The 22,677-nt window shown below is 47.0% G+C and carries 11 protein-coding genes; 5 read left to right on the top strand and 6 right to left on the bottom strand.

Features of this window, described 5'->3' with window-relative positions; translation table 11 throughout:
* Window positions 1–1,587: 1,587 nt before the first annotated feature.
* Both B5D42_RS15230 and B5D42_RS15225 read right to left on the bottom strand, forming a co-directional pair.
* Complete coding sequence (locus tag B5D42_RS15230) at window positions 1,588–3,603, bottom strand: M1 family metallopeptidase (RefSeq protein ID WP_078832379.1); 2,016 nt, start codon at window positions 3,601–3,603, stop codon at window positions 1,588–1,590.
* A 171-nt stretch (window positions 3,604–3,774) separates the two neighbouring features.
* Entirely contained in the window at window positions 3,775–4,668 is an 894-nt protein-coding gene (locus B5D42_RS15225; protein WP_078832378.1) for a winged helix-turn-helix domain-containing protein, read from the bottom strand.
* Window positions 4,669–4,772: 104 nt separating this feature from the next.
* On the opposite strand from B5D42_RS15225, the gene B5D42_RS15220 reads away from it, so the two are divergent.
* Window positions 4,773–5,384 (top strand): YceI family protein, encoded by a 612-nt coding sequence (locus B5D42_RS15220; protein ID WP_078832377.1) that lies wholly within the window; start codon window positions 4,773–4,775, stop codon window positions 5,382–5,384.
* A gap of 124 nt (window positions 5,385–5,508) precedes the next feature.
* Here the strand turns inward: B5D42_RS15220 and B5D42_RS15215 are convergent, their stop codons facing one another.
* Window positions 5,509–6,168, bottom strand: a complete 660-nt coding sequence (locus B5D42_RS15215; protein WP_078832376.1) for a response regulator transcription factor — start codon at window positions 6,166–6,168, stop codon at window positions 5,509–5,511.
* Between the two features lie 47 nt (window positions 6,169–6,215).
* Window positions 6,216–9,185 (bottom strand): sensor histidine kinase, encoded by a 2,970-nt coding sequence (locus B5D42_RS15210; protein ID WP_176113034.1) that lies wholly within the window; start codon window positions 9,183–9,185, stop codon window positions 6,216–6,218.
* A 287-nt stretch (window positions 9,186–9,472) separates the two neighbouring features.
* On the opposite strand from B5D42_RS15210, the gene B5D42_RS15205 reads away from it, so the two are divergent.
* The gene (locus B5D42_RS15205; RefSeq protein WP_078832374.1) at window positions 9,473–15,961 is read left to right on the top strand and encodes an FG-GAP-like repeat-containing protein; all 6,489 of its coding nucleotides are present in this window, start codon (window positions 9,473–9,475) and stop codon (window positions 15,959–15,961) included.
* A gap of 18 nt (window positions 15,962–15,979) precedes the next feature.
* Window positions 15,980–16,978, top strand: coding sequence for a PorP/SprF family type IX secretion system membrane protein (locus tag B5D42_RS15200; RefSeq protein ID WP_078832373.1), 999 nt, complete (start codon window positions 15,980–15,982; stop codon window positions 16,976–16,978).
* A gap of 174 nt (window positions 16,979–17,152) precedes the next feature.
* On the opposite strand, the gene B5D42_RS15195 is transcribed toward B5D42_RS15200, so the two are convergent.
* Complete coding sequence (locus tag B5D42_RS15195) at window positions 17,153–19,273, bottom strand: ankyrin repeat domain-containing protein (RefSeq protein ID WP_078832372.1); 2,121 nt, start codon at window positions 19,271–19,273, stop codon at window positions 17,153–17,155.
* 146 nt (window positions 19,274–19,419) lie between these two features.
* Between B5D42_RS15195 and B5D42_RS15190 the strand changes: the two genes are divergently transcribed.
* Both B5D42_RS15190 and B5D42_RS15185 read left to right on the top strand, forming a co-directional pair.
* Window positions 19,420–20,016, top strand: coding sequence for an alpha-ketoglutarate-dependent dioxygenase AlkB family protein (locus B5D42_RS15190; RefSeq protein WP_078832371.1), 597 nt, complete (start codon window positions 19,420–19,422; stop codon window positions 20,014–20,016).
* Window positions 20,017–20,097: 81 nt separating this feature from the next.
* A complete protein-coding gene (locus tag B5D42_RS15185) occupies window positions 20,098–21,435 on the top strand; it encodes an ApeA N-terminal domain 1-containing protein (protein ID WP_078832370.1) in 1,338 nt (445 codons plus the stop codon).
* On the opposite strand, the gene B5D42_RS15180 is transcribed toward B5D42_RS15185, so the two are convergent.
* On the bottom strand, window positions 21,432–22,598 hold the full coding sequence (locus B5D42_RS15180; protein ID WP_078832369.1) for a hypothetical protein: 1,167 nt from the start codon (window positions 22,596–22,598) through the stop codon (window positions 21,432–21,434). The two genes, B5D42_RS15185 and B5D42_RS15180, sit on opposite strands and share 4 nt — an antisense overlap.
* Window positions 22,599–22,677: the final 79 nt, after the last annotated feature.

Raw genomic sequence — 22,677 nt, 5'->3', positions numbered from 1 at the left:
TCAAGTGCGGCGGTGATCCCGAAAAAATGAACGCTATTTTATTGTGTAACTCCTCATAAATATCTTTCGAACACCTGTGGTCGCCTGACCAGCAATTATCTTACGTTGTTAGTAAACTTGATATCTCCTGCAGGGGATTCAGCGCAACAGGTTGCATTCGATTATTCTCCACTGACGTCTCCCGAAGGGGACTCAGCGCAGCACACTGCCACCATTTCTAAAGTTGCTTATAGATTCCAATCTTCACGCGGGTGAGGTTAGCTTTTGGAAAGTTTAAAACTTTCCAAAAGCTTTTCGCGACGATTTTACGCTGCTTCTGCTGACGTCTCCCGGAGGGGGCTCAGCGCAGCACGCTGCCGCCATTTCTAAAGTTGCTTACAGATTCCAACCTTCATGCGGGTGTCTGCATTTGTGTCGCTCGGGCCGCTGGGCCTCGTCTTTGCGCCAGCGCTGCTTTGGCCTCTATCAAAATGATGCGCAGCACATTTTGATAGCCTTCGCTTCGCTGGGCACCGAAGCCAAAGAGGCGCCTCTGCAAAGACTGGTTTGGATCTTTTGGTGAATGGTTAATCATGCCGGTCTTACGCTGCCTTCGCTGAGGTCTCTCGAAGAGCGCTTTATCCTCCGCTGACGTCTCCCGAAGGGGACTCAGCGCAGCACGCAGCCACCATTTCTAAAGTTGCTTACAGATTCCAACCTTCACGCGGGTGAGGTTAGCTTTTGGAAAGTTTTAAACTTTCCAAAAGCTTTTCGCGACGATTTTACGCTGCTTCTGCTGACGTCTCCCGGAGGGGACTCAGCGCAGCACGCAGCCACCATTTCTAAAGTTGTTTATAGATTCGAACCTTCACGCGGGTGCTGTCATCTGTGTCGCTCAGGCCGCTGGGCCTCGTCTTTGCGCCAGCGCTGCTTTGGCCTCTATCAAAATGTGCTGCGCATCATTTTGATTGCCTTCGCTTCGCTGGGCACCGAAGCCAAAGAGGCGCCTCTGCAAAGACTGGTTTGGATCTTTTGTTGAATGGTTAATCATGCCGGTCTTACGCTGCCTTCGCTGGAGTCTCTCGAAGAGCGCTTTATCCTCCGCTGACGTCTCCCGAAGGGGACTCAGCGCATCACGCAGCCACCATTTCTAAAGTTGCTTACAGATTCCAACCTCCACGCGGGTGTCTGCATTTGTGTCGCTCGGGCCGCTGGGCCTCGTCTTTGCGCCAGCGCTGCTTTGGCCTCTATCAAACTGTGCTGCGCATCATTTTGATTGCCTTCGCTTCGCTGGGCACCGAAGCCAAAGAGGCGCCTCTGCAAAGACTGGTTTGGATCTTTTGGTAAATGGTTAATCATGCCAATCTTACGCTGCCTTCGCTGAAGTCTCTCGAAGAGCGCTTAGTGTAGTGAGGTTAACTTTTGGAAAGTTTTAAACTTTCCAAAAGCTTTTCGCGACGATTTTATACTGCCTTCGCTGACGTCTCCCGAAGGGGACTCAGCGCCACACTTGCTATTTTTTAAAGATGCCTATCATTGAAAGTATCACTCAACTGCAAAAGAAAAGGAGGCTATTTGAAGGCCTCCTTTTCTTTTCAGACTTATTTTTTATTTCTTCGTCCACACATTATTCGCCGGATTAAAATCAGGCAATACTTTGTCAGGATCGTAAGTAACAGATTCTATTTCTTCGGTGGATGGATATTTGAATGTCCAGCTTACATTCCGCATCCAGATCTCTACCGGCAGTTTTACACGGTCAGTTTTGCCGCTTTTGGTTTTGATCTCCAGGATCACAGGCATTGCCATTTTTTCGAGGTTGTCGATCGTGATCAGGGAACCTTTGGAGAAGTCGGTGCTATCGGTATATTTTACACCACGCACACCAACATCCAGGCGCCAGTTGTTTACGAACCAGCCGCGCCAGAACCATTGTAAACTTTCTCCGGCAGCATTTTCCATGGTACGGAAGAAATCATCCGGTGTAGGATGTTTGAATGCCCAGCGGTTGATATAGGTTTTGAAGGCAAAGTCGAAACGTTCTGGCCCAAGGATGGTTTCGCGAAGCATTGTAAGACCCAGGCCCGGTTTGCTATACAAAAGAGTGCCGTTGTTGATTTCTTTCAGGTTATCCGGACCGTTGCTCAGTACGGGTTCCAGGGTAGGGCGGGTATAGTTGCCTCCCGTCATCTGTACATTGGTAGGTCTGCCTTTGAATTCACCGTTGTTGAAATTATCGGTAGAAAGGGTATTGATGAAAGTGTTGAAGCCTTCATCCATCCAGCCATACAGTCTTTCGTTGGAGCCCACGATCATCGGGAACCAGGTATGGCCGAATTCGTGATCATGTACGCCCCATAAGCCACGTCCGCTGCTCCTCGCACCGCAGAATACGATACCCGGATATTCCATACCACCCGGCGCACCTGCAACAGCTGTAGCTGCAGGGTAAGGGTATTCAAACCATTTTGCAGAATTGTATTCGATGGATTTTTTTACAAATTCAGTAGAGCGTCTCCAGCCCTGGCCATTTTTGGCAGTATCACTTTCAACAGGGTAAGCGGAGATTGCAATAGATTTTTTACCACTTGGCAGGATCATTTTTGCCGCGTCGATCACAAAAGCGGCGGAAGCGCCCCAGGATGCATCGCGTGCATTCCTGATCCTGAATTTCCAGGTCAGTTCCTGTTTGCCCTGCGGACGGGAGCCTGCATCGGTTACTTCTTCTGCAGAACGGATCATTACCGTTTTCTCGCTTTTTTCAGCCGCAGCCCAGCGTTTGAGCTGTTCGGCAGTGTACACATCCTGCGGATTCAGCAGTTCGCCCGAACAAACCACGATGTGTTTGGCGGGTGCGGTGATGTTGATGTCAAAATCGCCGTATTCCAGGTAAAATTCACCAGGACCGGTATAAGGCAGGGTATTCCAGCCAGACACATCATCGAACACACACATGCGCGGGTACCACTGGGCAACGGTAAAAATCTTACCATTTTTTGTTTTCAGCACACCCATGCGGTCGGAACCCTGATCGGGTGAGATAAAGGAGTATTCGATTTTCAGCTTCAGTTGTGCACCGTTGGCGCCGAGTTCCTTCGGAAGGTAGATCTGCATACGCGTATCTTCTACCAGGTATTTTACATCGGTAGCAGCGCCTTTGGCGTCGAGTACTTTAACCGATTTGATCTTGTACCCGGCATCGAAGACCTGGCCACGGCCACCGTTACGGCTGCCACCGACAGGTACGATCAGGCTTCCGCGGGAATCGGGCTTGAACAGGTTCTGGTCAAGCTGCATCCACACAAAACCCATTTTCAGCGGGCTGTTATTGGTATAAGTAACGATTTCCGTTCCGGTGATCTCATTTGTTTCGTCGTTCAGTTTGGCGCTGAGCTGGTAATCCGCACGGTTCTGCCAGTATTTTGGTCCCGGCTCACCCGTGGCTGCACGCTGATCGTTCCCGTTTTTGGTGTAAAAAAATGGTGCGAATGCATCATAATAACTGTACTTGGTTGTAGGGGCATTCGGATCAGGCTGCTCGCCGCCTCTCGGGCGCTGTGCCTTAACAGCCGAAACACCCGCAAGCACCGCCAGAGAAAGCGATGCCATGAATCGTAGTTTCATTTACCTGGATTTTTAATGGAGAAAGACACAATGTAAAGAATAATGGTATGATAATACCGGGAATTAAGGGTAGATTCGGTGGAAAAGGGATGGATTCGGTAGATGGGGATGATGAAAGTCTCAGTCCGGAAATCCGGAAAACTGCCTCCCGTTTTCAATCCGCAAACAACTTTACACAGATTCGATCTGCAGCTTGTATCCTTTGCCGTGAATATTTACCAATTGTACCGATGGATCGTTTTCCAGTTTTCTTCTCAGTTTTGAGATAAACATGTCAAGGCTCCGTCCTACGATCACACCCTCGTCTTCCCAGATTTCTTTCTGGATCCTGCTCCGTTCGATAACCTCGTTGGGGGAGTTCGCAAGGATGTGGAGCAATTTGTTTTCTTTGGGTGTTAATTCGGTGATCATGCCCGAAACGGTAAGTGTGCGTTTTTCAGCGTCGAATAGAGTGTTTCCGATGCGAAAGCCCTGTTCCGGCTCAGGGATGACAGACCGCCTTCTTCTCTTCCTGAACGGACGAACCGCAAGAATCCCCATGAACGCGAAAAGGGATGCCCCGGCTATCACATAGCTTTTCGACAGCATAGGGTCTGATTCCTGAAACTCGATATTTACCACGTAACATCCTTTTGCCTGGATCCTTCCCTTGCAAGGGATGATATCATTTTGCCCCTTTTGCGAAATCGCATATCCGAACAGGATATCTTCATTGGAGCAGTCCAGAACATTTACGATATAATCGGCGGGATGATCTTCTTTCTCCAGTGTTTCCCTGATGATCTTCACCAATGTATCGGGTTCAAAAGTAAATTCCTTCTCGAACCGGATCTGGTATTTGCCAATGCCTTTTTCCTGAACCGGTAATACCCTGGAAGTGCTGTCGCCCGATGCTAAAAGTATTTCATGCCCGATTTTCCGGAGCAGGATCTGTTGTCTGGCCATGCTGAAATTATCCTTCCCCGAAAACCTGAATGCGGCCAGACCGGTAAATGCCACCAGCAAAAGCAGAAGTCCCCAAAAGTAACGGTTCCCGGAAACAGGGTTGTTTTTAGCGGTATCCATAGGTAAACGATGATAATTTACAATGTTTACAGTTTAATTTACTATACCAATGCAGAGCAATACTGGATGTGGCGCTAGGTTGCAGTTTCAAAAAAATATACATTATGAAACTGAAATCTTCAATCGTTGTACTGTTTTTTATGGCCATTCAATCCTTTGCTTATGCCCAGAAAATACAGGGCGCTTATCAACTCGATACCAAAAAAAGCAAAATTTTGTGGAATACCGGCAAAATGATGGGCGGCCATTCCGGTTATATTTTGTTTGCGTGGGGTAATTTACAATATTCAAATACAGGAGAGCCGGTAAAAGGGGTATTTATTATCGATATGAATTCGATCCGCAGCACCGAAGCCAAAGAGGAGACCAGCAGGCGGAAAACTGATGCCAATCTGCGGCAGCCGAAGTTTTTTTCATCAGATCAGTATCCTTCCGCTACAGTGGATATAAAGAAAATAAAACGCATTGGTAATACATCAACCTTTAACGTAACCGCCGATCTCACCATAAAAGGAATTTCCAACCCTGTCGATTTTATCGCCACGATACAACCCAGATCCGGTTCCGTATTTATTACTGCCAATATCGGTATCAGCCGCTCTCTGTGGGATATTGATGATGAGCCGAAACCCCGTACGCTGGAATTAATTCCGAAGCCCAAACAACCGGCTGCAGCGGATATTTTTGTAGCGCTGGATCTGGTGCTTGTAAAGTAGTTTTTCAGCCGGAAGACTTTAAAGATGTATGCAAAGCTATTTTGGGTGCTGATATGTTGGTAAATAAAGAAGAATGATTGTGAAACTGCTCAGTGATGAAGTATTGCAGGTATTGTTCTGTTAATTACACCCACTTATTTTTAATCGCCAGTTTTACGGCTTGCGTTTTTGAAGTGATATGCAGTTTGTCGTAGATCCTGGTAATATGGTTCCTCACGGTATGCGGACTGATAAACAGCTTCGCTGCGATCTGCCTGTAATCCATTCCGGCCACCATATTCCTCAGGATTTCTTCCTCCCGTTCAGACAGCCCTGTTTTAACTGTGTCTGTTTTGTGAACAGGGGATTGGTTCAATAAAAGCTTTAAAGTTTTCCGGGCGATGCGGGGAGACATGGGGGCCCCTTTTTTCTCGATGATCTCTTCAATCGCTTCCAGGATCTCCTCGTGCCGGTTATCTTTTAACAGGTAGCCGCCGGCACCTGCCTGAAGCGCTTCGAATAGTTTGTCATCATCGTCAAAAACGGTCAGCATTACATATTGTATGGCAGGATATAAACTGCTGCCCTGCCTTACCGCTTCAATACCATTCATTACCGGCATATCGATATCCATCAACACAACCTGCGGATGTTGGTCTGCCGGCAATTTGTTTAGCTTTTCCAGGAAATCGGCTCCGTTCCGGGCAGTGAACACAATATCGATCTTTCCCGAATGAACTAATTCCTGTGAGACGGACGCAATGATATTGGGCTTGTCATCTGTAATAGCCACTTTGTATCTCATAGGGTAAAACTATTTAGATTTTCAATAGCGGTGATGGTGCATTTGCTTCATTTTTTCCGGATGGTGATCACGGTGCCTTTTCCAGGCCGGGTATCGATCGTTAGTGTACATCCGATTTCATCGCAGCGGTGCTGCATATTATCGAGCCCGTAATGTCCATCGGCTCTCCGGGCAGCGTGGATAAAACCGATGCCGTTATCGGCAACAATAAGCCGGTAGTGGCCTTTATCGTTGTAGCATTCCAGATCAAGTTTCGTAGCATTTGCATACTTAAGCGAGTTAGCGATCGCTTCCTGGGATATCCTGAAAAGATGGATTGCCTCGGAAGGGCCCAGAATCAGCGAATCAGTGTTTTCGCCTTCATGGAATGTCAGTTGGCAACCTGCGGCAGCATTGTTGAGTTTTTGTGCGAATACTTTCAGTTTGTCGAACATTTCTTCAAGAGAGATCTTATCCCTGTTCAATGCCCATATTGTTTCGCGCAGTGTAAAAATAACCTCTTTTGAGGTCTGGCTTATATTCCGGAGGTTATACATGCGGTCCGATTCGGATACTGCTTCACGCGGATCAACTGCTTCTTCCAGGTGTTTGCTGATCAGGCTCAGTTGTGTGCCCACATTATCGTGCAGGTCGCGCGAAATGCGTTCGCGCTCCAGCTGGATCTTATGCTGTAATTCAAGTTTTCTGAATGTTTTTCGTTGCCTCCATTTCTGCACTGCAATGCCGGTACCGATAGCCGTGAGTAAAACAGATGCTATGATCAGTAAACGGAACCATGTTCTTTGCCAGAAAGGCGGAATAATAGTAATGCTGATATTTCTCTCGCTGCCCCAGATGCCATCACTGTTAGCGCCTTTTACGCGGAATATATACCGGCCGGGTTGCAGACCTGCGTACCGTGCAAAGCGCCGGTCTGCTGCATTGATCCAGTGATCATCAACCCCCGATAACATGAACTGGTAACGGTTGCCCGTTTCTCGTGTAAACTCGGGCAGGGCAAATTCAAAACTTATGGTATTCCTGTTAAAGGGCAACCGTATTTCTGGTACAAGCCAGTATGCCGTATCGGTTTGCAAAGGCTCATCGAAAACTTTAATACTGGTAATATTTACTGTTGGGGTATTCCTGTTCTGCGCAACCTGTTCCGGTCTGAAGCCGGTAACGCCATTGGTGCCGCCAAAGAATAAAGTGCCGTCTTCTGCCGCAAATGATGCGCTTACATTGAATTCGTTCGATTGCAGTCCGTCCTGTTCATTGTAATGTTCAAATGTTTTTTCTTTCGGGCGGTATACGCTCAGACCTTTATTATGACTGAACCATATATTGTTGAACCTGTCCCGTATGATCGCATATATATGACCGTTCACCAGTTCTTTTCCCTCGGTATAATGTGCAATTGTTTTCAGTTCCCTGCTTACAACGTAAATGTCGTGGTTGGTACCCAGCCACATATTACCATCTCCGTCTTCGCACATGGATTTGATCTCCTTGTCCTCAGGAAGGGCAACACGTTTCCATTTCCCGCCATCGTACTCCTTGAATACACCGGTAAAAGTACCCACCCATCGTTCCCCGTTGCTGTGTGTGAAGCCGCTGGCAATCGTTTCGCCGGGAAAATGACGGATCACAGCCGGCGTAAAATGAGTTTCACCAGATGGCGTAAGCCTTACCAGGTATTCGCCTGCATTGAGAACAAGATTGCCCTTTGCTTCTTTGTACAGGAAGTTGCGGAGGTTTCCGCTGCCCCAGTGGGCCTGTAGAAAGTCAGTCACTTCTTTATTTACAGGCCTGATAGTACCATTTGTCTTCTGATAAATCAGCGGCACATGTGCATCATTTTTCCTGGCGGCCGGAGCCAGCAGCATCAACCTGTTTTCCGCAACCGGCGTGATGGTGATCACACTGTTTGATGCCTGTGGTGCGGCCTTGTTCACCGTAATATTCTGATCCGGCTTCCCGTTTCGCGAAAAAATGTTCAGACCCTCTGCCCACCACATACCGGTATAAACAGATGCAGCATCTGCGGCAATGCCGAATACGTTGTTACGGGTGGTAGCAGAACGGAAGTTGCGGAATGTTTTGTAAGGGTAGGGGATCTTTTCCAATCCTTCACCGGTCATGCCTATCCAGGTATTACCCGATCTGTCTTCAAAAAAGCTACGGGCCGACAACACTTTCTTTCCTTCCCTGTCTGTATGCGTTATGCGCCTGGCCACGGAAAAAGGTTGCGTATTGATATAAAAAACGCCATTCTTCTGCGAACACAACACCGCCGAATTTGCCGTTCTGCGAAAGAGGCTGATGGAATTGTGGTGTGCACCATCGGCCATGACTGGCATCTTACTGTAAAGAAGCGTTTTCTTGTTGATCAGGAAAACGTTTTTCGAATCCATGCCGAGCGCCATGGAATCATTCATGTTTACAATATTGGTGACCGGCAACGGGATCGTGTCTGCCTGCTGCCGTGCGATATCATATATATAAAATACCGGCCTGGCCGATTCATTGTTGTCAATGACCCATAGCCGGTTATTATCGAGAAATCCATGATAGCTCACGTCATTACTTGATCTGTGTGTGGAACGTGTCAGTGATGTGTGATGAACCCTGAGCGTTTGTTTATCCACCTTAACGATGCCGTAACTGCATAACCCGATCCAGATAAATTGCTGGTCTTCCCCGAAGAAATGATTTTCCGCCATTACCACGCCCTGTGGTTTATAAGTAAGGAGGTTGTTGAAGTCATCGGTCAGTTCATTGTATAAACTGATCCCGTTAAAAGAAACGATCCATAAACGATCTTCCTTATCAATATGGAACCGGAATTCCTTGTAGGAGGAAATGGCCTTAGGATTTTTTTCCGACATCGCATAAGTATGGAACTGGTAGCCATCAAAGCGGCAGAGACCGCCGGCAGTGCCTATCCAGAGAAAGTTCCGTTTATCCTGTATTATGTCATAAATACTGTTTTGCGGTAATCCCTGCGTAACCGTATAATTCACGGAATGTCCGGGCACCTGTGCATTTGCACGGATGCATAAGGTAATACATATAAACCAAACATAATATCTGCTGATGAAGTTTTGCACGGAGGTTTGCAACAATACATTTTTTTTGAATCACATCTTCGGCTGCAGCGAATTTCGGGAACGCATTTGAAAAAAGAATAAACCGCAGTCTTTTAATGCCTCAATCCTGAGAATATGAAGCATATGCACTATTGCCCGTGTTTTATTCTGCTGATAGATTTGTGTCCGTCTTAGCAGACAACGAAATCCCTCAGAAAACATCTTAAAACAGGTTTATGCGTTACCAAACGGCATACAGGTATGTATTGTCTATAATTACCCTTTGTTTTTTCTCTTCAACAACATCATGGTCGCAATGGTCAACTTTTGCCAGTATAAACACCCCCGATGCAATTGCAACCGGTCATCAGGGTAACTCCCCGGTTGCCGGATACGGATCTGGCGGAATTCAGCAATGGTTATCTGATGGTATTACCGTATCCGAAGCCACAGATAACAAATCGGGTCAGCCTTTGTACTCGCCAGGCTTGCTTTCTGCCGTTCCGGTGATCAGTTCATTTACACCCGTTTCCGGAGCTGTAGGTTCAGTTGTAACCATTTCAGGAACTGGCTTCGATGCGGTTACCGCCAATAATATTGTGTATTTCGGAACGGTAAAGGCAACTGTCACAAGCGCTACCACAACCAGTCTCACAGTAACAGTACCGACAGGTGCTATGCTTGCGCCTTTAAGTGTATTGAATACAACGAATAACCTGCAGGGCCAATCGATGCTTAGTTTCATAGTGACCAATCCGATCGGTAAAGATCTCGGTAATAAAGACCTGCCCATGCCGGAAAAGTTCGTTATGTCAGGTCAGGTATCGCGAATGCTGTCGGTTGACATAGACGGCGACGGCAGGAACGATATTCTGACGACTGGCTTTGGTTCTGAATTCTCTGTATTCCGCAACACAGCTACTGCGGGATCCGTCAGCAGCAGCAGTTTCGGGGTTCGTCAGGATATTACAGTTTCAGGTGCAATACTCCACAAAATTACGGCCGGTGATATCGATGGCGACGGGAAGCCGGATATTGTTATCTCGGACATGATCAACCAAAAAGTACATATATTCAGGAATACGAGCAGCAGCGGATCAATCAGTTTCAGCACTTCGGTGGAACTGCCCATGGACTATCCATCACCGGTTGTGCTTGCGGATATAGATGGCGACGGGAAACTGGATATCGTAGTGAGCGATGGTATTATGTCTGCCAAGATCACTGTGTTCAGGAATCTCGCAACCCCGGGTTCAATTACAGTTTCATCTTTCGATGCAGGCGTTACATTTTTCCCGCCGGATGTTGTGAACGATATGGTGGCGGGAGATATAGACGGCGATGGGAAACAGGACCTGCTGATGTGTGCTTATTCGGGCAGGTTGCATATTTTCCGCAATACGGCTACATCCGGTGTTATCAACAACGGAACATTTGCCCCGGTTGTTTCCCTTCCCATTACAACCGGAACGGGTGCGGATTGTGCAAAACTTGCAGATATCGACGGCGACGGAAAACTGGATCTGTTAGCGGTCACCTACGACGGACCCGGTACAATGAATATATACCGGAATAACAGCACGCCCGGGTCTATCACCACTTCATCGTTCGATGCATTGGCAGCTTTCCCGGTAGCCGATTATGTAGTTGATGTGCAGATAGGTGATATCACCGGAGACGGGAAGCCGGAGATTGCGGTTGCATCGCCATCCAATGCGGTCATACAGATACTTCAGAATACGTCTGTGACCGGTACAATTGACGCAGGCAGTTTCAGCAAGTCCACAATATTCAATAGTTCTAACGGTATATCAAATCCATACTGCCTAGCATTGACAGATATAGACGGTGATGGGCTCATGGATGTTACCGCGGGTCTGCATTTCGGCACCTGGTACATGGGTGTATTTCGTTACAACCCGTTGCTTGCACCTTCAACCAGCGCTACTGCTATTAATTTTACAGGAAATACAGGCACCCAGGTAACGGTAAACTGGACAAAAGGTAATGGTCAGCAGCGCATGGTGCTGGTCAATAAGAATGCATCTGCAAGTGCGCCGCTTCCTGTGGACGGCACACTTTACAGCGCAGGCGCTGTGCTGGGACAGGGATCTGTTATCGGAACTGATAACTGGTCCGTAGTATATATCGGTGCAGGTAATTCGGTAACGGTCAGCAATCTCGAGGTCGGGAAGTCGTATAAGGTTGCGGTGCTGGAATTTAATGACAATGGCTACAATGGGGCCAGTGTATTCAACAGCAATGCGGCTACGGGTAATCCTGTAACGCTGATAATGCCGGCCACATTAAATACGATCAGCCGTGTTAGTGATGAAAATACCAATGCCGCAGTGGTTGATTTTGACCTGGTGTTTAATAAGCAGATAACCGGCCTTACTGCCGCCAACCTGGGTGTGATCACCACAGGCACTGTCAGCGGTGCATCTGTTGGAACGATAAGCCCTACCGGCGCTTCTGATGTTTACCGCGTATCGGTGAATACCGGCACCGGCAACGGAACGATCGCATTGCAGCTTGCAGATACGACGGGAATAAACTTACCGTTAACGAATGCGTTGCCTTTTACGGGAGAATATTATACTATTGACAAGGACGCACCGGTTCTTACTAATACGTCCATCAGCAGTAATAATGCAGTCAACAGCGCTTATGCAACACTGGGAAATGTTATTACGCTCCAGGTAGCTAAGCCAGCCGATGCTGTATCTGCAACGGCACTGATCAATGGTATTGCGGTTACACCAACTTTATCGGGCGGAATGTATCTTGCTGCATTAACCGTATCAAGTGCTATGCCTGATGGTATAGTGAATTTCAGCATGACGGTGCGTGATGCAGCGGGTAATACTGCTACTACCAATGCTGTTACCACAGGCACACCGGTAACGATCGATCAGACAGATCCCGGGCTGACAGGCATCGTCATCTCTTCTAATAACAGCAATACGGCAGCGGCAAAACCGGGTGACAGGATCACGGTTCAGTTTACCGCGAATGAGCCCCTTAGCTCAGCAACTGCCATTATCATGGGTACGGCAGCCACGGTTACACAGGTGAGTCCTACGGTCTGGACAGCCTCATATATACCAACCACCGCAGCCGCAGAAGGAGTGGTCAGTTTCTCCGTAGCATACAGGGATCTTGCGGGAAATAACGGAACAGCCGCAACTGCTACTTCAGACGGAAGTACCGTTACATTCCGGAAAACCACGCCGGTAGCAACCGCTGTTACAATCGCTTCGAACTATACGGATGCAACCCTGGCTGCAGCAGGTGATGTAGTAAAAATCACATTTACCATGAATGCACCGATCGTTACACCTGTAGCAACGATCGCAGGACATACGGTTACGCCGGTGAAGATCTCATCGCTGGTATGGGAGGCGAGTGTTACAATGACGGGATCAGAACCGTCAGGCCCGGTTGCATTCAATATCTCCAACATTATTGATCCGGCTGGTAACACGGGGGCCAATATCAATACCACCACCAACTTCACAAGTGTACGGTTCGATAACACTGCTCCGGCTTTAGTATTCATCGGGATCAGCTCTGACAATACTATCGGCACCTTGTCAAAGCCCGGCGATGTAGTAACGATCAGTTTCAGCGCGAACCAGACATTACGGGCCCCGGTGGCAACGATTGCAACGCATGCAGTAACGCTTGTCAATACCACTCCAACGAGCTGGACCGCTGCCTATACGATGACCGCAGCAGACACAGAAGGCAATATTCCATTCACGATCAGCTATACCGATTTTGCCGGTAATACTGTAAATACGGTAACTGCAACCAGCAACAATACCAGTGTGTTGTTCGATAAAACACCACCGGTGCTGGATCCACTCACCATCACATCCAATCATACCAACCCGGGCCACCTGAAACCAGGAAATCTGGCTGTTGTAAGGTTTACGGCAGATGAACCGATAAGGACGCCTGCGGTTGTTATTGCGGGTAATACTGCATCACCGACGGTTACCGGAACCAACAGGTGGCAGGCTGTCTATACAGCCAGGAACACTGACCAGGAAGGTATAGTTCCTTTCTCGGTGGTGGTTAGCGATATGGCAGGAAATACCGCATCTTTTACAGCTGCTACAGATCAGCAGGATCTGGTTCTTGATAAAACAGTGCCGGTAATAAACAATGCTTCCATCAGTTCAGGTAATACAGTCAGCAACAGGGCAAAATCCGGTGATATCATAACCCTGACATTTACTTCCAGCGAAGCGGTTGAAATTCCTGTTGTAACATTCGGCGGCCGTGCAGCAACAGTAGTGAGCACAGGCGTAAATAACTGGAAAGCAACCTATACCATGTCGGGAGTAGATCTGAATGGTACAATTTCATTTGCTATCAATGCTGTTGATCTTGCCGGTAATGCAGCAGCGGCAGTAACCACCACCAGTGATAACAGCATGGTAGTGTATGACAGATCGCCGCTGGTGATCAGCAATTCAAATATCAGATCGAATAACAGCATCCGGACAGACCGTGCAAAGCCTGGTGATCTGATCACGCTCAGGTTCGCCACCAATAAAACAGGTCCGGCACCGGCAGTGACCATCGCTACGCACATCGCAGCCGTTGTTAATACAGGCGGAAATAACTGGGAAGCGACCTATACAGTAACAACTTCAGACCAGGAAGGCGTCATTCCTTTTTCCATCAGTGCATCCGATCTTTCCGGCAATACAGCCGCACAGACTTCCGCAAGCGATAACAGTATCGTGCTCATGGATAAAACAATACCTGTTGTCACAAACATATCGCTGACCTCAGACCATTCTTTAGCAGACAAGGCGAAAGCCGGGAATATGGTTACACTTGCATTCACCACAAGTGAGCCGGTTACCACATCGGCAATATCCATCGCCACGCATAGTGTCACTGCAACCAGCGTTGGTGGCAGCAGCTATAGCTGGCAGGCTACCTATGTAATGACTTCAGCGGATGCAGAAGGAAATATTCCATTCAGCCTGCGCGTAACGGATTTCTCGGGCAATGAAAGTGTGATCGCAACCGCAACCACGAATACAAGTAAAGTTATATTCGACAAAACAGCGCCGGTATTGAACAGCATCAAACGGCAGGTACCATTGGCGGCAAATGTATCATCAGGGCCCGTAACTTTCAGGGCGTCGTTCAATGAACCCGTTACAGGTGTATTGAGAACCGCATTCACTGTTACCAGTACAGGAACCGCCAATGCAGCAATAGATGCGGTACTGATGATTAACGACAGTACTTATGACATCAGGTTGATCAACCTTACCGGTAACGGATCTATCCGGATCGACCTGTTAACGTTTGCAAATGTTACTGACAGTTCCGGAAACAGATTGACTGCAGCTTTTACCAATGGCGACAGTTATACCGTTACCACCAATTCCGCGCCGGTATTTGATGCAGGAACCACAACTGGTTTTGCCCTTTGCCAGAATGCCGGTGCATTCAATCTCTCGTCCCTGTTAAAAGCAACCGATGCAGATAACGGCCAACTGTTGACATGGACGGTCACCGGCAGTCCCGCACACGGAACAACAGGCGGTTTCCCGGCAACGGCTAACAGCAACGGCGGCTCTGTTCTGCCACAAAATGTTACCTATTCACCGGCTGCAGGATACAAGGGAACGGATCAGTTTACGATATCGGTTTCAGATGGTACAGCAACGGCTTCTATTGTTGTAAATGTAATAGTTAACCAGCTTCCCGCAGTTGCCATCTCCGCAGCACAGGGCACGGCGCTCTGCGGATCCAATGCTGCTTTGCCGCTTACTATTACTTCCGGAACTGGTTTTGCCTGGATGAGGAACGGCACATCAGTTGGTGGTAATACCAGTTCCCTGGTTGTAAATACAGCAGGTAGTTATACAGCTTTGGTTACTGATGCAAACGGTTGTACCGCACCTGCGTCCAACAGCATTGTTGTTACCATGGTTCAGCCACCGAAGGCAGCGTTTGGCTTCACCGGTTATTGTGTGAACATGCCTGTGGTTATCACCAATCAGTCCACGGCGCCGGGAACGATCGCTTATCAATGGAGTGACGGTAATGGTGGTAGTTCTGCATCGGCTTTGCCATCATTTACCTATCCGCAGGCCGGCAGTTACCAGCTGAAGCTGAAGATCACATCATCTGATTGCCCTGCACAACCGGATAGTCTTACACAGGTGATCCGTATAGAAAGCCCGGCAGCAGCTATCCGCATGAACACGATCAATACCCAGGTATCGCAACCGGTGAACCTGCAGGCGCGCAGTTTCGGCCTTGCTTACCAGTGGTCGCCGGCTACAGATCTTTCAAGCGCTGTGATCGCAAACCCGGTATTAACACCTAAAACGGAAAGACAGTATACGGTGAAGATCACTTCGGCTGCGGGATGCGTTACGGTGGATACCTTGCTCGTTAAAGTCTTCGAGAACAATGTGTACGTGCCCAGGGTGTTTACGCCGAACGGCGATGGCCAGAACGATGTGCTGTATTTCAATTTTGTCAACATAGCCCGCCTTGAATATGTACGTGTCTTCAATCGCTATGGAAAACAGGTATTTGAAACCCGGAATATGAATGAAGGCTGGGACGGCAGGTTGAACGGAACGCTTCAGCCGCTTGAATCCTACGTATGGGTGATCAAAGCCACCGACACCAATGGCAAGCCTGTGGTCAGGCAGGGAACTGTAACACTGTTACGATAAAAACAATACCAAACAGTTATGAAACGATTTACAATATATATGAGCTTGTGCCTGGTTTTAACAGCAAAGACCTATGCACAGGATCCTCATTTCTCGCATTACTTTAATTCGGCCTTTTCCATCAATCCCGCATCAACGGGTAAGAATGTCGACGACTGGCGTGCAACCGCCGTATTCAGATCGCAGTGGTGGGGCGCGTATTCAGAGCCGTACAATACTACAAGCATAGCAGTGGAGAAAGGATTTACTGCCGGACTTGCGCAGAAAAGCACATTTGGGCTGGGCATCTCATTGCTGAACGATGCTTCTAACGGCGGGCTGCTGAAAAACAATTATGCCGGCCTTCATGCGGCCTACCATCTCGCGCTGGATAAAAACGGGGACCAGCAGTTGGGTATGGGTATATCCGGGATCTATGCCAACCGCCTGCTGAACCTCAATATGTTCGAATATCAATCGCAGTTCGGCAGTATGGGATTTCAGCGAACCGCACCTTCCTATGATGTGCCGGTGATCGATAACAGGAAATATGTTGATTTTAATGTTGGTATGATCTACAGTAACAGGAAAGCAAATTCCGGCTATTACCTTGGCGCGGCTTTATTCCATGCCGCCAAACCCGTGCAGGGGGCTTTCAAGAACAGCAATTACAGCCTCGATCAGCGGTACAGTTTCCAGGGTGGTATACAGTGGTATGCAAAGAATGGAAACGAATTCGCTATCAGCGGTCTGCTCGATGTTCAGGGCGGGAATAAAGTATTCACAGCCGGCGCCGTATACAGGATGAAAATGCATACAACAGCCGTGGAAACTTTCAACCTGGGACTCTGGAACCGCTTCGGCGATGCGTGCTATCCTTATGTGGGTGTGCAGGGGAAAAAATGGCTGATAGGAATCAGTTATGATATCGTCACTTCAAAGATCAATGATTACAACTCGGTGCAGAGCCTTGAACTATCCTGTGCATGGTCATTCGGAAAACAGAAAAGTGAAGCCGGGATGATAATGCGGTATTAGAAGCCTGATATGTAAGGAGCGGTGCAACGGCTGTTTATATAAAGTATATTATTGATGATGTTGCAGCACTGGCAGAATTAGTAAACATGAAGACCGGAGATCTGCTCCGGTCTTCATGTTTAAAATAATCTATAGTTGGTAAGATCAATAATGGCAGGCATTATTCCCTGGTCTTTAATATTGCCGCGTAATACAGGTAGAGCGCATCTGCGCGAACTCATATTTCTTCAGATCCTCTTTTTTACTTTCCACCATTTTAGCAACGTAGGCCGCCGAGGCTTCGGACAAACGCTGTTCACCACTGCGATGCCGCCTGTCGATCAGCAGCGCAATATCCAGGATCTTTTTCGATGCATTCACCATCATTGCGATCGCATTGCACCTGGCCGCAGGAGACTGGGCGTGATTGGTGTAGATCTCCGTAAAACGCATTACGTCCAGCTTCCATTCCCGCATTTCCCGGGCTTCCTCTCTGTAGTACAATTGTAAATCGGCATAGGGATCGGTAGGGGGGATTTCGTAGAAGATCTTCCTGGGACTGATTTGCTGTCCCGGACCGTTTAACCCGTTCGGGAGGGAAAAGTTGAGCGGACCGGTGCTTACTTTGATCAGCTCGTCATAAAAAGAACGGCCTTCGCTGAAATTAATGGCGGCAACTGACATATAGTTGATCACTTCGGGGTCTTTAACCGTAGGCAGGGCTTTCTTAAATGCGGCCAGGTCGTTATCGATCATCGCATCCATCAATACTGCGCCGGGTTTGCCGATGATAGAGCCGCGTATGAAACTGGTTTCAGTGCAAGACGGCATAAGGCCAGGTTTACTTTTTTCCAGCAGGTACAGGACAGCCAGGCTGCCCGGACGGTAATACAGCGCAGAGCTGAAAATGTCGCGCCCGGTTTTGGAAGACAGGGTAGGATCTGCTCCAGCATTCAGCAACATTTTTACCAGCGAAGCCGAATTGTCGGTGCCGGAGTAACGCGATAACGGCGTGATGCCATCCTGATCAGCCAGGTTTACATCAGCGCCGGCTGATATCAGCAAACGGATATAATCCTCGTTCATGTAAGTGAACGAATACAGTAAGGGCGATTCGCCCCGCCAGTTGCGGATGTTCAGGTTGGGCTTTTGTTTCTGCAGGAGATCAGCCATCACCAGAACATTCTGTGCGCCGGTATCGGCAGGGCCGCCCAGGTAATGCAATGCGCTGAAGCCAAGATCATCCTGTGCATTCACATCCACACCTTTCTTCAATAATGTTTCAAACAACGGAAGATTTCTTGTTTTGGCAGCATATAAAATCGGGTAATTGATGGCGCGGAAACCAGCGCTGAAAGGAACATTCACATCAGCGCCAGCCTCAACTGCCTGCAGGGCTTTATCGGGCTGGTCTGACATGCAGGCTTGCAACAGCTGCAACGTTGCGGGCGAATAGTAACTAAAAAGGGTTTGTACCACCATTTTGTTATCTTCAAAATACGCCCGTTTGTCGGACGATACTGCAGCGCGTTTGCGCACATGATCTAATGCTTCGGTAACATATTTGCTTTTCGGACCATTCACTTGCAGCAGCGACGCATACAACAATGACAGAAACCGAGGCCCGGCTGAGGATTGATCGATGGCAGCGTATTTGCGGGTCATTGCCAGCGCTTCATCGTATCGTTTGAGCTGGAAAAGGATAAGAGCAATATTGTGGTAGGTCCAGGGGTACGAAGGAGCGCAGGCTATTGTTTTCTGATATTGTGCTATAGCCGCTTCCATATTGCCGTTGCCATACAGGTTGCCGCGGCAGAAACCGACATAGCAGTTTGCGGGATCCAGTTTTTCGGCCATGTCAAAATCCGCGAGGGCTTTGATGCTGTCGTTGGTCAGACTGTAATACACGCCGCGCATCAGGTAACCCATTGCGTTCTGTTCGTCGTATTTAAGAGCGAGGGAAGCGTTCTCCAGTAATTCGGCCTGCCAGGTTTTTTTACCGGCCTCGATCCTCGGGTCGTTCGGCTTGATCTCAGGCTCATTGTGCGGCGGGTAGGAGGCTGCGAAATTGTCGGCCATATTCCTGTACCAGTTATACCTGCGCCCTTCATTGATCAGCCATGCTTTAGCTGCATACGAAGCGGCATTTTCTTTTTCCTTCTTGCCTTTCGAACGCTGTATGATGCGATCGGCCGCTGAGAATTTTTGCGCCGCAACCAGGCGGTAAGCAGAGTCGATCAGGCTTTTATCCGATTGAGCGGTCGCAAACCGGGAACAAAAAAAGAAAAGCAGTACAAACGAAGACAGTGATTTCATGATGCAAACTTAAGGAGCGGGGTGTTGGTTAGTTGGTTGGGTTAAAATTAGGCTTTTTAAAATCTGAACAAAGCGAACACATAGGAGTTTTTCAATAGTAATGCTAAATAATTTAGTATAATAAAAAAACTTCGTATTTTTATCGTATGAACCTCTTCGATGGCATAGCCCTGTTTGACGAAGGAAAGAAGTGCTTTACTGATTTCCAGCTGCCCGATGCAGACCTGCGCCTGTGGGAACAGTTCTTTGCGCCCGGTGAGTCGGATCATTATTTCAGGCTGTTGCAGGAGACAACGCCCTGGGCACAGCACCGGCGCCGGATATATGAAAAATGGATGCCCGACCCAAGGCTCACAGCCTGGTATGGGATCGGCAGCACCAATGAGTGGACGCCGGAACTGCTGGATATTAAGGCAAGGGTAGAGCAGGAGAGCGGCATCCGGTTCAACAGTGTGCTGCTCAATTATTACCGCGATGGTCAGGATTCCGTGTCCTGGCATAGTGATACATTGCCTTCATCAGGAAAACATCACGCCATCGCTTCGGTCACTTTTGGTGAGAGGCGTGTGTTCAAAGTACGCCATAAAAGGGATAAGGATTTTAAGGTGCTCGATATACCGCTTACGCATGGCAGTTTTCTATTAATGGGCGAAACGATGCAGGATCATTACGAGCATCATGTGCCGAAGTCTTCGCGTAAGATCGGGCCGCGGATTAATTTGACGTTTAGGGTGGAGAAATGATAAAGGTTTAGATTAATATATCTGAAGTTTCTGCTACTCTTTACTCAAACTTGAATCAACTATATATATACGGTAACTCAGATGTTTGCGCTGAAGGGCATCCTGATTTATCTTTCGTTAAGTAATCAAAAAAATGAAATGCACGAAAAATTTACATTTAAAGCCAAATGGTGGCTGCCTGAGAATGATGGCAAGCAGGAGATTCTTGGCGAATTACAATATGAGCCTAATGGGAATTTGATCGCTATACTGGAAGGGAGCCTGTTCGGTACCACAGATATCCATAAATCGGACCACAATATCTCATTACCTGTGGTTCATGGAATAAGTAAGGAGGGACATTGCATAAGCCTGTTTGATGTGAAAGCATGGGAAGTAGGCCGTACCGGTTGGGTAACAATGGAACTTTATCCCGAGTTTGTGCTGATGTCAGAACACAATTATCTCGCCGTTCCGAATATGGAAATTATGAACTTCAATTTCTGCTTAAATGGTTTTGGAGCCTTTTTTCGTGGCCATGAAAATCGCTTGGTTCCGAATCATAGTGAAGGTGGGGTGATAAGTTTCGATTACAAGCAGCCATCGGCGATAGAAATTATCGATGATGAAGAATGCAACATCTATTTCTATTTTCAATATCAATACAATGGATTAAGTGAGGTTGCTACTGACACTTTTAACTTTAAAGAACGCATTTATTTTAATGTACATTGGAACAAACAAGGTCGATTGGATGAGTTTGTGCAGCAATTAAAATTTTACGGAGATTTTTTCAGGTTTTTTTCTCAAGAGATTCTTTCGTTTGATCATGTAAATGTTTTTGCAAAGGCTATTGGTGATAAAAAAGCTGGATTTCGTTTTATTTATAAGCAACCCTCTCAGTATGTTGGAGTCAGGCCGAGTACTTTTCATTCATTATTGACGTATAACGAGGTAAAGTTGGAATTAAGTACAATCATGCGAAACTGGATCAAGCATAAAAACTACATTGCAGGGGGGCTTTCTTTATATATACAAACAAAATATGTTCGTTTTCCGACTCCTGCACAATTGTTCCTGAATCTTGCCTTTGCAATTGAAACTTTTCACAAGACATTCTTTGGTAACAACCGAAAATTATATTTATCAGACCGGATTGATGAATTGATCGTGGAAAATGAAACTATACTCGCGAGTTATTCATTGAACAAAATCGAGTTTGCAGAGAAGGTAAATAAACAGAGAAATTATTTGGCACACGATCATTCCGCAGAAGATCGCTCTCATATTACGCACGAGGAGTATGAAGCCATAAACACTTTCCTGGAAATAATTTTTGAGCTATCGTTTCTTCGATTACTTGGTGTCAGTGAATCATTACTACAGAAGATGGTAAAAAGAAATGACAATTATCAAAAGATAGTTGCTAACGGAATTTAAATTAAAATTTTATCAATTTCATTTTTCCATTTTTTAAACCCATTCAATTCTTCTTTGTATTGGTGTTCGACGAAATGAAAGCCGGGTTCTTTTTCTCTGCGGTAAGCCATGCGAGTGTTTTTGCGCAGTTTTTGAATCAGTGAGTATTTTGATTTGATCTCCGACACATCATTCAATTCCCAGATATAGGTGGCTTCCTGGGATAGATAGGTTTCCCAAACCAGGAAGATCTTATGATTCACAGCCACAACAAAGACAAAGGAAATGGGTTTGCCAGTGATGGCGAGCTTCTGCATGTCAATAGCCTGTCTTTTTGAGAGATAACTTAAGTGATGATAGTGTTTTGTCTTTTCCTCTTTGACCAGTTGATTCCAAACCCAATGTTCATTGAGTGTATCATCTTCAAGTGGGGCGGTCAGGTCACCGATAATATTAATGTCATCCGATGCAATGTCCAGGATGTGTTTTTCGAGCCAGCCATCGTTAATTTGCTCCAGTATATCTGTACTGAGGCTTTGCAGTGAACATTCGTCGACTGAGGTTACCACAATTTTTTCATTTACTCTATCAAATGTCGCCGTGCATGGTGTTTTTCTTTTGCCATATAGTGTCCAGATATAGTTCTTTATCGAGTCGAAGTGTTTTTTAATAGACGGGTTTTCAATAACTATGTTAACCCTGGCCGAGGTGGATTTCAATTTGGCTTCGAAGCTGACTTTGCCATCTTCAAATACTGCATCACGGAGATCAAAGCTGACTGTTTCCTGGAAAACCCAGTTGCTGGGAGGCACTGGCTCATGCTCACGCACTGATTGAGTAACTGGCTGTGGATATACCTGTGGTATCGATGGTTCTTGCAAATCGGACCAGTCAATTAATGCCTCAAAGCGGTTTTGCCTGACCGAGATTTTTCGAATATCCATCCCTTTAAGAATTTTCGTGTTATCATTAAAGCTGATCTCATAGTCAGATTCCGGATAATTGCCATCTGTTTTTAAATGCAAGGTTCCTGTATGTGCATCGTAGTGTTTAACCCGGTACAATTTGTTCGGCTGATAACCAGTAACTGCACTTGGTGGCAGGGATAATTCCCAGCCAAAATAAATAGCATCTTCCGTCCTGTAAAGGATAACAGCGAGATCAGTTAGTTTTAAATCATTCATAGCAATACAAGCCAATAGGGTAAGAAAGTTACGCAAACTCGTAAATGATACTCAAACAAAGTAACCAGTACTTTTGTTG

The organism is Sediminibacterium ginsengisoli (assembly GCF_900167075.1).
Lineage (GTDB): Bacteria > Bacteroidota > Bacteroidia > Chitinophagales > Chitinophagaceae > Sediminibacterium > Sediminibacterium ginsengisoli.
Note: the sequence above shows the minus strand (reverse complement) of the source record. Positions and strands in the feature narration are given on the sequence as shown.

Bases quoted from the DNA above. Each gene is read 5' to 3' on its own strand.
- B5D42_RS15195 (WP_078832372.1), bottom strand. From the start codon at position 19,273: ATGAAATCACTGTCTTCGTTTGTACTGCTTTTCTTTTTTTGTTCCCGG.
- B5D42_RS15205 (WP_078832374.1), top strand. From the start codon at position 9,473: ATGCGTTACCAAACGGCATACAGGTATGTATTGTCTATAATTACCCTT.
- B5D42_RS15190 (WP_078832371.1), top strand. From the start codon at position 19,420: ATGAACCTCTTCGATGGCATAGCCCTGTTTGACGAAGGAAAGAAGTGC.
- B5D42_RS15215 (WP_078832376.1), bottom strand. From the start codon at position 6,168: ATGAGATACAAAGTGGCTATTACAGATGACAAGCCCAATATCATTGCG.
- B5D42_RS15200 (WP_078832373.1), top strand. From the start codon at position 15,980: ATGAAACGATTTACAATATATATGAGCTTGTGCCTGGTTTTAACAGCA.
- B5D42_RS15225 (WP_078832378.1), bottom strand. From the start codon at position 4,668: ATGGATACCGCTAAAAACAACCCTGTTTCCGGGAACCGTTACTTTTGG.
- B5D42_RS15180 (WP_078832369.1), bottom strand. From the start codon at position 22,598: ATGAATGATTTAAAACTAACTGATCTCGCTGTTATCCTTTACAGGACG.
- B5D42_RS15220 (WP_078832377.1), top strand. From the start codon at position 4,773: ATGAAACTGAAATCTTCAATCGTTGTACTGTTTTTTATGGCCATTCAA.
- B5D42_RS15230 (WP_078832379.1), bottom strand. From the start codon at position 3,603: ATGAAACTACGATTCATGGCATCGCTTTCTCTGGCGGTGCTTGCGGGT.
- B5D42_RS15185 (WP_078832370.1), top strand. From the start codon at position 20,098: ATGTTTGCGCTGAAGGGCATCCTGATTTATCTTTCGTTAAGTAATCAA.